This is a genomic window from Nesterenkonia sp. NBAIMH1 (genome assembly GCF_007922635.1).
GTDB lineage: Bacteria > Actinomycetota > Actinomycetes > Actinomycetales > Micrococcaceae > Nesterenkonia > Nesterenkonia pannonica.
This window is the reverse complement of the sequence record NZ_CP042335.1, coordinates 1110031-1122203: the sequence shown is the minus strand read 5'-3', so window position 1 is coordinate 1122203 and position 12173 is coordinate 1110031. Positions and strand designations below refer to the sequence as shown.

General features: G+C 68.7%; 10 protein-coding genes. 3 read left to right on the top strand and 7 right to left on the bottom strand.

What is annotated here, in order from left to right:
• Positions 1–74 precede the first annotated feature (74 nt).
• Positions 75–1256 carry a xylose isomerase gene (gene xylA / locus FS388_RS05275; RefSeq protein WP_146340368.1) on the bottom strand — a complete coding sequence of 394 codons (1182 nt, stop codon included), beginning with the start codon at positions 1254–1256 and terminating at the stop codon, positions 75–77.
• Between the two features lie 128 nt (positions 1257–1384).
• On the opposite strand from xylA, the gene FS388_RS05270 reads away from it, so the two are divergent.
• Positions 1385–2800 (top strand): ROK family transcriptional regulator, encoded by a 1416-nt coding sequence (locus tag FS388_RS05270; RefSeq protein WP_146340366.1) that lies wholly within the window; start codon positions 1385–1387, stop codon positions 2798–2800.
• Positions 2801–2820: 20 nt separating this feature from the next.
• Here FS388_RS05270 and FS388_RS05265 read toward each other — a convergent pair whose 3' ends face one another.
• Positions 2821–4224, bottom strand: coding sequence for a cytochrome P450 (locus FS388_RS05265; protein WP_146340364.1), 1404 nt, complete (start codon positions 4222–4224; stop codon positions 2821–2823).
• A gap of 143 nt (positions 4225–4367) precedes the next feature.
• Here FS388_RS05265 and FS388_RS05260 point away from each other — a divergent pair, with 143 nt between their 5' ends.
• Positions 4368–6092 carry a carbon starvation protein A gene (locus tag FS388_RS05260; RefSeq protein WP_146341883.1) on the top strand — a complete coding sequence of 575 codons (1725 nt, stop codon included), beginning with the start codon at positions 4368–4370 and terminating at the stop codon, positions 6090–6092.
• A 38-nt stretch (positions 6093–6130) separates the two neighbouring features.
• A complete protein-coding gene (locus FS388_RS05255) occupies positions 6131–6730 on the top strand; it encodes a MarR family winged helix-turn-helix transcriptional regulator (RefSeq protein ID WP_146340362.1) in 600 nt (199 codons plus the stop codon).
• Between the two features lie 9 nt (positions 6731–6739).
• Here the strand turns inward: FS388_RS05255 and FS388_RS05250 are convergent, their stop codons facing one another.
• Genes FS388_RS05250 through FS388_RS05230 form a run of 5 tightly spaced genes read right to left on the bottom strand, consistent with a single transcriptional unit; the run spans position 6740 to position 12168 of the window.
• Positions 6740–7978, bottom strand: coding sequence for a 2-hydroxyacyl-CoA dehydratase family protein (locus FS388_RS05250; protein ID WP_210410244.1), 1239 nt, complete (start codon positions 7976–7978; stop codon positions 6740–6742).
• Complete coding sequence (locus FS388_RS05245) at positions 7975–9054, bottom strand: 2-hydroxyacyl-CoA dehydratase family protein (RefSeq protein ID WP_146340360.1); 1080 nt, start codon at positions 9052–9054, stop codon at positions 7975–7977. Before FS388_RS05245 ends, FS388_RS05250 begins: the two co-directional genes overlap by 4 nt.
• Positions 9051–10286 carry a CaiB/BaiF CoA-transferase family protein gene (locus FS388_RS05240; protein WP_146340358.1) on the bottom strand — a complete coding sequence of 412 codons (1236 nt, stop codon included), beginning with the start codon at positions 10284–10286 and terminating at the stop codon, positions 9051–9053. The genes FS388_RS05245 and FS388_RS05240 overlap by 4 nt, the downstream gene beginning before the upstream one ends.
• Positions 10283–11413 carry a CapA family protein gene (locus FS388_RS05235; protein WP_146340356.1) on the bottom strand — a complete coding sequence of 377 codons (1131 nt, stop codon included), beginning with the start codon at positions 11411–11413 and terminating at the stop codon, positions 10283–10285. The genes FS388_RS05240 and FS388_RS05235 overlap by 4 nt, the downstream gene beginning before the upstream one ends.
• Positions 11410–12168: an amino acid ABC transporter ATP-binding protein gene (locus FS388_RS05230; protein WP_146341881.1), complete on the bottom strand. Its 759-nt coding sequence runs from the start codon at positions 12166–12168 to the stop codon at positions 11410–11412. Before FS388_RS05230 ends, FS388_RS05235 begins: the two co-directional genes overlap by 4 nt.
• Between the last annotated feature and the right edge of the window lie 5 nt (positions 12169–12173).

Below are 12173 nucleotides of genomic sequence, written 5' to 3'. Positions count from 1 at the left end.
CTATGTGAGGCGAGGCACAGCGAAGCCCGAGCTCTGAACAGGTGAGCTCGGGCTTCGTCGCACGTCTGAGCAGGTCAGCCGATGAGGTGGCGCAGTGCGAGCTGGTTGAGCTTCACGAATCCGTAGTTGCGCTCCGCGGCCTTGTCCACGTCGAAGTCCTCGTAGGCGGAGGAGTCGGCGAGGAAGTCCGAGACGGACTCGCCCTGAGCGATCGTCGGCTCGGCGAGCTCGTGGATGCCTGCGGTCCTGAACGCCTCCTGGACCTCCGGGTCGGCGCGGTAGGCCTTGGCCTTCTCCGCCAGGAGGGTCACCATCTCCACGTTCGCGGCGGCCGAGTCCCAGATGCCCTGCATGTGGTCGGTGCGCGACGGCTTGTAGTCGAAGTGCAGCCAGCCGTCGTAGGTGGGTCCGCCGTTGGGGAAGCCGTTGACGAGGAGGTCCACGGTGAAGAACGCGGAGATGAGGTCTCCGTGGCCGAAGACCAGGTCCTGGTCGTACTTGATGGACCGCTGGCCGTTGAGGTCGATGTGGAAGAGCTTGCCGGCCCACAGGGCCTGCGCGATGCCGTGGGTGAAGTTCAGGCCCGCCATCTGCTCGTGGCCGGTCTCGGGGTTCAGTCCGACGATGTCCTCGTTGTCGAGCTGGGCGATCAGGCCCAGCGCGTGGCCGATGGTGGGCAGGAAGATGTCGCCGCGGGGCTCGTTCGGCTTGGGCTCCAGCGCGATGCGCAGGTCGTAGCCCTTCTCCTTGATGTAGCCGGCGATGGTGTCGATGCCCTCGGCGTAGCGCTCGTGGGCAGCGTTGAGGTCTTTGGCGTTGTCGTACTCCGAGCCCTCGCGCCCGCCCCACATGACGAAGGTCTCGGCGCCGAACTCAGCGGCGCGGTCGACGTTGCGGAGCAGCTTGCGCAGGCCGAAGCGGCGCACCGAGCGGTCGTTGGAGGTCAGGCCGCCGTCTTTGAAGACAGGGTGGGAGAAGGTGTTGGTGGTGAGCATCTCCACCTTCAGGCCGACCTCGTCGGCCGCGTCCTTGAATCGGCTGAAGTACTTCTCACGCTCAGCGTCATCGGTGCCGAAGGGGGCGACGTCGTCGTCGTGGAAGGTGACGCCGGATGCGCCGGCCTCCTTCAGCTTGGGGAGGTAGTCCCATGGCTCGAGCTCGGGGCGGGAGGCCTCGCCGAACTGATCGCGAGCCGTCCATCCCACGGTCCACAGGCCGAAGGAGAACTTGTAGTCGTCTGCCGGCGTCGTTGCCATGGGTGCCTCCGAGAAATCGTGTCAGGGTTGTGATGGGATCAGCGGGTGACCACTCTGTCGGGATGTGATCCCCGACTCATTTTGTTTCTAGGTGAAACCTAATTGCTTCGGAGGCTAAGATCAAGTCTGTGATCCAGGGCACAGCACAGCGCGACCCCGCGCGGACCAACGGGGTGCATACGAGCGCGCCCGCTTCCGCGGCACCGGTGCCCGGTCGGCTGGCGCGCCTCGGACGACGATCATTCTCCCGAGGACTGGTGGCTGAGGCGCAGGACGGCGGCAAGAACGACTTCCAGCGGCCCCAGCGGCGCGACCGGCCCCGCAAGGGCGAGGCGCAGCGCCCCGGCGCCCGGCAGGAGACGCTGCGCGAGGCCAACCTGCTGGTGCTGACCGAGGAGATCTTCGCATCGGCCGAGCCTCTCTCGCGCGCCGATCTCAGCATCCGCACCGGCATGACGCGGTCGACCGTGTCGCGTCTGGTCGACGAGCTCCTGGCGGCCGGGATCGTCAGAGAGGGCTCCCCAGTGGTCGGGGGCACCCGCGGCCGGCCGGCGGTGCCGCTGACTCCCGCCCGCAGGACGCTGGTGGGACTCGGAGTCGAAGTCAATGTGGACTTCATGGCCGCCCGGGCGCTGGATCTCACCGGCACGGTGCTCGCCGAGGAGATCATCGAGGGGGACTACCGCAATTCGGATGCGGCAGAGGTGCTCCGCGCCGCGGGAGCGATGGCCGGGCGGGTCGCCGCAGGCGCCCAGGAGTCAGGGGCCCGCATCGTCGGCACAGTCGTTGCCATCCCGGGCCTGGTGGCAGCTGACGAACGCTCGCTGCTCTACGCGCCCAACCTCGGGTGGAAGTCGGTGGACGTCGTCGATGCGTTCACCGCGGGCTGGCCCGAGCGCGGCGGATTTGCCCTCGTGGTCAACGAGGCCAAGCTGGCGGCCCTCGCCGTCGCAGAGGAGCTCACCGCCGAGGACCGCACGGAGCAGACCTTCATCTACCTCTCCGCCCAGGCCGGCATCGGCTCTGCGGTGGTCGTCGACGGGGTGGTCGACGCGGGTCAGCACGGCTGGGCCGGTGAGATCGGCCACCTGACCGTGGAGCCCTCCGGCCCGCAGTGCGGATGCGGGTCCACCGGCTGCCTGGAGGTCTATGCCGGCAAGAGGAGCCTTCTGCTGGCCGCAGGGCTGAGCGCCTCGGCCACGGCCGACGACTTGGTCTCACTGACCGAGTGGGACGACAGTGCGGGCGCCCAAGCATGTGCGGCCCTCAGCAAAGCCGGTGAGGCACTGGGAGTGGCTCTCTCGGGCGCGATGAACATGGTCGACGTCCACTGTGTGGTGCTCGGCGGCGAATTCGCCCCGCTGACGGACCTGCTGCGTCCCGGGATCGAAGCGCAGCTGCAGCACCGCGTGCTCGCGGCGGAGTTCTGCGAGTTCCGGGTCCGCGAATCCTGCAGCGGGCTCTCCCCGGCGACCACAGGGGGAGCGCTCCGAGCCCTGCGGGCCGTGATCGACGCCCCGCAGAACTGGGTCCCCGCAGCCTAGGGCCTCGGAGGCGCGGCCGCTCAGGCGGGCGAGGTGAGCTCGAACTCCAGGGTGAAGTTGTTGAGCAGCCCCGGCATGCTTCCGGGCTCCAGGCTGTGGCTGGTGAGCGTGACGTCCTTGGCGCGGATGATCTCGGCGAGGAAGTTGCTCGTCAGCAGCAGCACCAGGTGCCGTCCGGGGCAGATGGCCGTGCCCGCCGAGAACGGCATGAGGGGCCACTGGTCCCTGGTCCGCGGCTCCTCCCAGATCTCCGGCGAGAACGAGTGTGCGAAGTCCAGATTCCGCTCGTCCCGGTGGAAGAACGGCGCGAAGATCAGCACGGACGTGCCTGCCGGCATGACACCGTGCTCGAACTCCACCTCGCGGGTGGTCTCCCGCAGGATCATGGGCGTCGTCGCCCAGAGCCGCAGCGACTCGAGGACGGTGCCCCGCAGATGCTGCAGCATCGGCGCGGTCTCTGCGCCCTCGGCGGCGATCTGCTCGCGCGCCTTGGCCATGTGCTCCGGGTGCTCGGCGAGCAGGGCCAGCGACCGTGCGCTGGCCATGCCGGCGGGATCGAAGGCGAAAAACCACTGCGGCACCTGGTTGGCCGGCTGATCCTCCGGGCCGAAGTCCATATCCTTCATGAAGGCCGCGAGGCTGCCCGGCTCGGCCTTGCTGAGTGCGGCGCCGATCTGGTCCAGCAGATCCTTGCGGCCGGCCTTGTCCACCGGCTTCAGGAAGGCCCAGTTGCCGTCCCCCCGGAGCTTCTCGGTGAGGTCGGTGATCTGACGGTCATCGCGATGGGAGTCGCCGAGCACCACGCGGCGGACCACGCGGAACCAGGCCTGATAGAAGTCCGGGTACTCCAGCGTCCCGCCTTTGGCGTCGACCTCGCGCAGCAGCGCCTCTGCCTCCTCGCGCACCGCCGGCATGAAGGACTCTGCCATGCGGTGGATCGGGTGGTCGGTGTCGAGCGCCGCCTCGTTGAGCTGGCGGCGCTGGGTCCGCTCCTCGCCGTGGGAGATGAGTGAGACCTTCGGCTCGAAGTGCTTCAGCGCGTGCCGCTTGAGAGTCTCGGCGGTGGCGAAGGGCTCCGGCGATGCGTCGAGGATCCGATGCACGTGCTCGGGGTCGAGCACCATGGCCATCTTCTTAGGGGTGGAGAGCATCAGGGGGCCGGTTCCGTAGCGGTCCGCCACCTTCTGCATCCGCTTCACGGCTTGAGTCTCCCAGCCGGTGCGGGCCACCAGCTCCACCACCTTGGGGCGCCGGATGATGGGCCCCTTCGCGATCATGGGCAGCTCGACGTCCCGGAGAATCTGAAGAGTCTCCCTGATGGTGGCCTGCGGAAGGGGGTTCTGCCGGGAGTTCGCATCCGTGGAGGACACCGACGGAACGCGGCGGCTGCTGGGCTGGTCCTTCTCAGGAAGCGTCTGTGACATAAGGTGTGCGGCTCTCTTGTCTTTCGGTGGTCGCTGCTGGTCCTACAGAATCAACCTCACCTGGGCGTCGGCTGATACTATGATCTGGGTCACAAACGAGTAATCTGCAGTGCACACACCCAGGGGGCGCACCGATGGACGGCCTGAATTCGCTGGTGCTGGCGGGCATCGGCATCGTCATGCTGCTGGGCGGGTACTTCCTGTACTCGCGATTCCTGGCCCGCCGGGTCTACGCGCTCAGCGCGGACTTCAAGACCCCGGCCCACACCCAGCGCGACGGCGTGGACTTCGTCCCCACCAACAAATACGTCCTCTGGGGACACCATTTCACCTCAGTCGCCGGGGCCGCCCCCATCGTCGGACCAGCGGTCGCAGTCATCTGGGGCTGGCTCCCTGCCTTCCTCTGGGTCACCATCGGCACCGTCTTCATCGCCGGCATGCACGACCTCGGAGCCCTGTGGGCCTCGCAGCGGAACAGAGGCCAGTCCATCGGCACCCTGTCCGGGCGCTACATCGGCCCCCGCGGACGCAACCTCTTCATCGTCGTGGTGTTCCTGCTCCTTCTGATGGTGATCTGCGCCTTCGCCGTCGTGATCTCAGACCTGCTGGTCGCCCAGCCCACCGCGGTGATTCCCGTCTGGGGCGCGCTCGCCGTCGCCCTGATCATCGGTCAGATGATCTACCGCTTCAGGTGGAACCTCGCCATGGTCACCGTCGTCGGCGTCGTCGCGCTGTACGGGCTGATCCTGGTGGGCAACCAGGTCCCGGTGAGCCTGCCCGAGTCCGTTCTCGGTCTGAACCCCAACGGACAGTGGATCATCCTGCTCTTCGTCTACGCCGCAGTCGCGTCCCTGCTGCCCGTCTGGGTGCTCCTGCAGCCGCGCGACTACATCAACGGGGTCCAGCTCTTCATCGGACTGGGCATCCTCTACGGCGCGGTGCTCATCGCGACCCCCACCATCGTGGCTCCCGCCATCAACACCAGCACCCCTGACGGCACTCCCAGCCTGGTCCCGCTGCTGTTCGTCACCATCGCGTGCGGCGCCATCTCCGGCTTCCACGGCACCGTCGCCTCCGGCACCACCTCCAAGCAGCTGGACAAGGAGACCGATGCGCGGTTCGTCGGCTACTTCGGCGCAGTGGGCGAAGGGCTGCTGGCCCTGGGTGCGATCATCGCCACCACCGCAGGCTTCCAGACGCTCGCCCAGTGGGAGGACGTCTACAGCAGCTTCAACGATGCACCGGTCGCCAACTTCGTCTCCGGGGGCGGCGCGATCGTCAACGCCGGCCTCGGCCTTCCTGAGTCTCTGTCCGCCACCATCCTGGCCACGATGGCCGTGCTGTTCGCCGCCACCACCATGGATACGGGCATCCGCCTGCTGAGGTTCGTCGTCCAAGAGATCGGCGAAATCGGCAACGTCCGCATCAACATCTACGCAGCGACTGCCATCGCCGTCGGCGCGGCCGCAGCCCTCACCTTCTCGCAGGGCGCGGACGGGTCCGGCGGCATGCTCATCTGGCCGCTCTTCGGCACGACGAACCAGCTCCTGGCCGCACTGACCATGGGCATCATCACCGTCATGCTCATTCGTCGCCGCCGTCCCTTCCTGCCTGTCCTCATCCCCATGGGCTTCGTGCTGTGCATGAGTCTCTTCGCCGCAGCCGTGCAGCTGGGAGACTTCTACGCCGACGGCAACTGGCTGCTCTTCGTGCTCGACGCCATCATCCTGGTGGCCGGCACGTGGGTGCTGGTGGAGTCCGTCATCGCCATGGTCGCAGCGCGGAAGAACCCCGACGGCGACGACGCTGACCTCGCTGCAGCCGGCCACCGGCACGACCCGTTCGACGACGTGAACAGCTGCTGCTGACAGCGCGTCCCCGGCCAGGCGCTGTAGGGTCGGCCACTGTGGATGGACTCGAACGCGACCCGAGAGGCACGCCTGCCACGGAGCGCCTGAACTACAGCAGCTACCGCCTGAGCCGGGCGCTCGACCGCTTCACGGAGAACCTGGCGCTCGCCCACGGCGTCACGCTCTCCCAGTTCCTGGTCATGCAGGTCCTGGCGGAGGGGCTGCCGGTCTCCAACGCGCAGCTGGCGCGTCGGACATTCGTCAGCGCCCAGGCGGCGCATTCGGTGCTCGAAGAGCTGCTGAAGGCCGATCTGGTCGCCCGGAGCAGCCACCCCCAGAACCGGAGGGTGCGCCTGGTGCGGCTCACCGAAGCTGGCTGGACCCTCATCAGCCGCTGCTACGCGGAGCTCGAGGAGCTGGAGAGCAGGCTGACGGAGCGGCTCGATGCGGGCGCGCCCCTGGTGGACATCGTCCACACGGCAGCCGAGGCGCTGGCCGGCGGCTACTTCGGCGACGACGAGGCCGAAGCCGAAGCCGTGGCGCAGCGGGCCGTGACCAACCGCCCTCGCCATGTGCCCTCCCGCCTGGCTGCGGCGCGCCTGCGTCAGACGAAGCGTCGCGCATCCGAAGCCGGGGGCGATCCGGAGCACTCCTGAGAGCCGGCCTCAGAGCCGCTCTTCGATGAACTCAGCAATCCTCTCCGGGATGCGCGCCGCACCGCTGGAGCGCTGATCAGCGTTGTTAGCCCTGATCTCGAGCACGGGTATGCCGCAGTCCTCCAAGGCCTCCGTGATGAATCCGCTGCCCGGAGTGTCGTCCGCGACGAGGTGGACGACCCCGTCGACGCCGTGCGTCTGCGCCTCCTTGACATACCACTGCGAGGACCACGGCGGCACATAGAGAAGGTCAGTGAGTCCGACGAATCGCCCTGCCAGTGCGCGCAGCGGATCCTCTCCGTATCTGGCATAGCCGTCGGCGGCGATCGCCAGGTACATCGACCAGACGAAGACCGCACCGTGGGTGTCGTGAAATCGGGTGTAGAGGTCCATGTCGGACCACAGGCCCCGTCCGATCCACATGAGGCGGCGGCGCTCGCCCGGACACACGGCTGCTGAGCGGGACACCCTGTCCCGGACCTCCTCGTAGAGGCTGCGGGCTGCCTCGACCGCCCATTCGGTGCCGCGGTGCCACTGCGGGATCATGACGGCCGGCATCGTGTCGCGCACGAGCACCGGGGACGGGCGCGTCCGGGCGAGGAGATCTCGGGTGCGCCTGTTCCACTCGGCCTGAGCGTTGGCGCGGTCCATGATGGCGCTGAGGACGGTGCGGTCGAGCCGGCGGCCGGTGCGCTCCTCCAGCCACGCGATCAGCTCCTCCATCTCGGCCTGAAGAAGGTCGATCCGATCGCTGCCGAATGCGGTCTCCCACTGCTCGGGCACCAGCTCCCACCAGTCGGCCGGCAGAGGGTCCGCGCCGGTGCGTGAGAGCAGAAACGTCTCCGTGCCCTCCCGGCTGCCCCACTGCTCGAAGATCTTCTGCGTCACGTCGCCGCTGCGCTCGGCGACGGCGAAAGCAGGCACGGGCAGCCCGCCCCACGGGCGCTCAGCCTCCGGCAGCAGCTGCTCACCCAGGGGCAGCGCGTCGTACTGGACGCTGAAGTCGGGCAGCCCCTGCTCATCGAGCGCGGCCAGCGCACCGGGACCGGCGCCCTTCGCCGCGATGATCGAGGACCACCATTGCGTCACCACATAGGGGATGTCCAGCGCGCGGAAGATCTCGTGCGGCGCATCGGCGTTCACGATAGCGATGGGCTCCCCGGCCGCCGCCCGGTCCTGAACCTCGCGGAACCACTGCTTCTGGTACGCCGTGGCGGAGACGGCGCTCTGAAGTCGATCGATGCTCACGGGGTGACTGCCTCTCCGGGCTCAGGGAGCTCCCGGACGGCTGACACTGCCGCCGAGAGACCGTCGTGCGGGCGGATGCGCGTGCGTGCGGCGAGGGGCACAGACGTCGCCCGCAGAGCCGCACTCTGCGGCTGCAGGTCCCAGGCAGGCGCGTCGTCGTGCTCGCGAACCAGTGCCAGGACACCATCGCAGCGCATATCGCTGACCCGTCGGGCCAGATGCTCGGCGCGCTCGCCGCTGAGGGACCGTGCGGCCAGGGGCGGGCGCATCGCATGCCTCTCCGCCAGCCCTCGGAACACATCCTCCGGCGCCTCCTCGAAGACGGCGACGCCCATCCACGCCGCGTCCCCTGAGTCATGGTCCTCACCGACGATCAGCGCGCCCTCAGCCTCGACGGCCTGATAGAGCGTCTCGTCGGGGTGGGAGCTTCCGGTGATGAAGACGCGGCGCGCCGGGGCCCTCTCCGGGGAGCGCGCCGCATCCACCAGTCGCTCTCCCTCCGCGGGCGCTGTCCGGCCGGCCGCCCGGTATGCCTGCAGGGCCTGGGCTCCGGAGCACTGGCCGGCCAGGCGGCGTCGGCGGAGCCTGTCCAGAGCCTCGCCGAGGCGGTGCTCCTCCTCAGCTGCCTGCAGGGACGATGATGCGTCCATCGGGCGTCCCGCGGCTCCGGCGAACGCGGCGAGCCGGGCGAACTGCTTCGCGGCGAAGGCCGTGTGGTGAGGGGCTGTGCCGCGCGGAGCGTCGAGCAGATGCACGGGAAAGGGCAGCCTCCCCCGCTGGGCGAGGATCCGGGCGACGTAGAAGAGGCGAAGATTCGCCATCGAGTCGTTGCACACGACCAGGCCGGCCAATCCGGCGGCCTCCTCGGAGAGCAGGTGATCGAGCACCCGCATGCTCACCGCATCCGCGGCGCCCAGCAGCTCCTGCGACTCCTCGGACACCTCCGCCTGCCACGAGCCGACGATCCGCTGCGGAAGAGTCTGCGAAGCGAGCAGGATGTGGCGCGGCGCGTCCGCGCCCACCACGCCGATGACGGGCTGCTCCGCCCCTTGCGTCTCCGAGGCCGCGTCGGTCATAGGACTCCGTCCTCCCCGAGGCTGGCGATGGTCTCCTGCGTGTAGCCGAGGTCGCCGAGTATCGACGCGGTGTGCTGACCCAGGTGGGGAGCGGTGGGCTGCAGCTGGGCCGCGCTCGAGGAGTAGCGGAACGGCATCCCGGAGCCGAGCAGCCCGTCGAAATGGCCGAACTCGGGGTGCTCCAGGGGCACGACCTCGCGCCGCTCGGTCACCTGGGGGTCGCGGACGGCCTCCGCGGTGGTGCGCACCGGTGCGGCCGGCGCCCCCTCCCGGTCCAGGGCGCCCAGAGCGGCCTCGAGGGTCTGCTCCGCGGCCCACCCTGCGATGAGGCCGTGCAGACGCTTGGAGTTGGTCACGCGGGCGTCCCGGGTTCCGAAGTCCTCGGACTCGAGGAGGTCGGGGCGGCCGATCGCCCGGAGCACGCCCGCGGCGAACTGGTCGGTGGGAGCACAGATGGCGAACCACCCGTCGACGGCTTCGAACGTGCCGAACGGCGCGAGCCGGGGGACGTAGGCCCCGGTCCGCAGCGGGAAGCCCACTGACTCCAGCGCGTCGAAAGGTTCGCAGGCGACCAATGAGGTCAGGGCCCCGAGCATGGACACGTCGACGTGCTGGCCCTCGCCTGTGCGCTCCGCGTGGAGGACCGCGCCCAGGGTTCCGATCACTGCTGAGAGCGGAGCGACGAGGTCGCCCACGGGGAGCCCGAACCGCACCGGCGGATCGTCCGGCTCCCCTGCGGTGGTCATGATGCCGGACAGGGCCTGGACGATGGTGTCCATGGCCTTGCGGTCCCCGCTGTCCGACCCTGCGCCGAATCCGCTGATGGAGGTGTAGACGAGCTTCTCGTTGACGGTGCGGACGCTGGCATAGTCGATGCCCAGACGCTTGGTCACCCCGGCGCTGTAGTTCTCCACGAGGATGTCCGCGTCCCTGATGACATCCATGAGCACGGCGCGGCTCTCAGGGTGCTTGAGGTTCAGCGTCATCGACTCCTTGCCGCGTCCGCGCAGCATCATCGACACGGACATATCCTCCGGCGAGGTGCGCTGGGCGCTCAGGCCCTCCGCCGAGATATAGGGCGAATTGTTGCGCGAGGAGTCCCCTCCCCGCACCGGGTTCTCGACCTTGATGACGCGGGCGCCCAGTCCCGACAGAAGCAGCGTCGCGTACGGCCCGGCCAGGGCGGTGGTGAGGTCGACGACAGTCTTTCCGTGCAATGGCCCCTTGTTCATGCGTTTCCTTCCAGTGTCACGTGCAGACGGTCTGCGTCCCAGCCGAATCCGGTCCGCAGTCCGGCTTCCTGGGAAATGCTGATGATGTAGTCCCCGATGTCCTGGCCGCGTCCGGAGCGGGTCTCCGGGCGCGGCCTGCACTGCTCGTCGATCCAGCAGGGGATGAGCTGTGCGCCGGTGAGCCCGTCGTCGCCGAAGCGCAGCTCTGCCACGGCGGTGCGTCTGCTCTGCGGGTGGAACGGGTACTCGGGCATCCGCGGGTCGGGATCGAATCCGAACAGGCGGCGCCGCTCCCGTGCCCAGCTTCGGCGCTCAGGCGTCTGATCGGCGTCGCCGCTGAGCGCCGTCGTCACGGTGGCGAAGTTCCCCAGACCGTGGAAGATGGGACGACCTCGATAGACCTCCACCCCCTTCATGATGTGCGCGTGGTGGGACAGCACGGCGGCAGCACCAGCGTCGATGGCAGCGTGCGCCACCTCGTACTCGTAGTCGGCGATCTGCGCGGGCTGGTGCACCAGTCCCTTGTGGAGCGAGACGACGACGTCGGTGCCCAGGCCTGCGTGATCGGCGATGCGGTCGGCGAAGGCGCTCAGGGAGCGGGGCTCGGCGAACGTGTAGACCCTCGGAGGCCCTCCGGGGTTGGCGCCCCGGGGCTCGTAGTGCGTGACGATCTCGACGTAGGCGCACCCCGGCTTGGAGGTGCCGGCGTGGGACTCTCGCGGGCCGACGCAGTTCACGCTGAGCACCAGCAGCCTCCGCCTGCCGAGCTGCTGAACGGCCGGCTCCCATGCCTGCTCAAGATCCATGCCGGCCCCGGCTGTGAGCATGCCTCGGTCCCGGCAGTGCCCGCGGGTGTCTGCGATGCCCTGCGCCCCGAAGTCGAACACGTGGTTTCCGGCGAGAGTGAGGACGCTGAAGCCCGCATCGGCGACCGCATCCAAAGCCTGCGGAGGGGCCGGCTGAGCGGCGACGTCGGAGGACATGACGGTCGACGCGTCGGTGTGGGGCACCTCGAGGTGGCCGATGACCGCATCGGCCTGCAGCAGGAGCGGGCGCGCCTCGCCCAGCAGCTCCGCGGGATCGTCGCGCTCCAGCACGAGATCACCGGTCGCCATGACGGTGCTCATGCGCTCGCCCGGCTGGACTGGTGGCTGCTGCGGGCGAGGAACGTGCGGAGCTCCTCGGACTGGGGATCCTCGAAGAACTCCTGCGACGGCCGGTCCTCGACGATCCTTCCGTCGGCCATGAAGATGCAGCGGTCCGAGACTTGACGCGCGAACTCCAGCTCATGGGTCACCACCATCATCGTGCGTCCCGAGACGGCCAGGTCCTGCATGGTGCGGAGCACCTCGTCCACCAGCTCCGGGTCGAGTGCGCTGGTCGGCTCGTCGAACAGCAGGACGCGTGGTTCGACGGCCACTGCCCGTGCGATCGCCACGCGCTGCTGCTGTCCCCCGGAGAGCTGACGCGGGTAGGCGTGAGTCTTGTCGGACAGCCCCACGCGTTCGAGGAGCTCGAGGCCGCGCCGGCGCGCATCGGCCCTGGAGAGGCCGTGGGCGACCATCGGCGCCTCCGTGACGTTTCTGAGCACCGTCCAATGGGGGAAGAGGTTGAACTGCTGGAACACCATGCTCATCCGGCGACGCTGGATGCGGCGTGCTGAGTCGCTCAGGGTGCGCAGTCCGCTGCTGGTGCGCTCGTAGCCCAGCAGCTCACCGTCGAGGTAGATGGCTCCGGAGTCGATCTCCTCCAGCTGGTCGACGCATCGGACCAGGGTCGATTTGCCGGATCCGGAGCGGCCGAGGATGGCGACGACTTCACGCTCGTAGACGGTCAGGTCGACGTTGTCCAGGGCGGTCAGCTCGCCGAAGTGCTTGCTCATCGATC

Bases quoted from the DNA above. Each gene is read 5' to 3' on its own strand.
- xylA (WP_146340368.1), bottom strand. From the start codon at position 1,256: ATGGCAACGACGCCGGCAGACGACTACAAGTTCTCCTTCGGCCTGTGG.
- FS388_RS05265 (WP_146340364.1), bottom strand. From the start codon at position 4,224: ATGTCACAGACGCTTCCTGAGAAGGACCAGCCCAGCAGCCGCCGCGTT.
- FS388_RS05245 (WP_146340360.1), bottom strand. From the start codon at position 9,054: ATGACCGACGCGGCCTCGGAGACGCAAGGGGCGGAGCAGCCCGTCATC.
- FS388_RS05240 (WP_146340358.1), bottom strand. From the start codon at position 10,286: ATGAACAAGGGGCCATTGCACGGAAAGACTGTCGTCGACCTCACCACC.
- FS388_RS05235 (WP_146340356.1), bottom strand. From the start codon at position 11,413: ATGAGCACCGTCATGGCGACCGGTGATCTCGTGCTGGAGCGCGACGAT.
- FS388_RS05230 (WP_146341881.1), bottom strand. From the start codon at position 12,168: ATGAGCAAGCACTTCGGCGAGCTGACCGCCCTGGACAACGTCGACCTG.